Annotated in this window: 1 protein-coding gene; it reads right to left on the minus strand. The window is 30.9% G+C overall.

Annotation, left to right across the window (positions count from 1 at the left end):
- Nucleotides 1-62: 62 nt before the first annotated feature.
- The coding region (locus ACFQY0_RS21265) for a replication initiation protein (RefSeq protein ID WP_379717088.1) at nt 63-677 on the minus strand (615 nt) is incomplete at its 5' end.

Here is a 677-nt window from a genome sequence, read left to right on the forward strand (position 1 = left end):
GTGGGGTTTTGTGCATTCTATGATAGAGCTTCTAAATTTGTTAATTACATTATATCACGTAATTAGCTATTCCTAAAGCGATGAATACTCTCTTTTATATCTTGAGTTTGTTCAGGACTTTGATTACTGTTTTTAATTTTACTAGTTTTTTCTTGAAACCACTTAGGCTCAATTGCTTTGCGATTAGGCTTTTTAAATCTAGATTTTTTAATATATTTATCTTCTTGCCATTTTTCTGTACTCTCAGGTTTAAACGTGAATTCATAACCTATAACAGGAGTACCGCGCTTATTTGACTTTATTTTTTTAACTTTTAAATTTAAGAAATAAGGTTGCAGATCTCTAATACCATTTTCAACAATACGTGTTGTAATCATTCCTGTAGAATATGATTTCGGGATGTTCATCAGCGTTTTAAATTCTTCAACATTAAATTCTCTCTTTCCAACTGTTTTATACTGCTTTAATAATCTAAACAGAGTTTTTGAATAAGTTGATTTAACCTCTAAAAATTCATCGAGCATAAACTGTGTCCAATTTCCTTCGTTCCACTCATTTAAAATATATTCAAAGCGTTTATTTACATCAACTTCTAAAGACATATCAGACAGATCATCGCTCCAAGTCGCCTCAAAATAAGTAAATAAAGGAAGTCGGATCGTAGCCATGTCGTTCTG

Source organism: Haloferula chungangensis, assembly GCF_042664875.1.
In the GTDB taxonomy this organism is placed as follows: domain Bacteria; phylum Verrucomicrobiota; class Verrucomicrobiia; order Verrucomicrobiales; family Akkermansiaceae; genus Haloferula; species Haloferula chungangensis.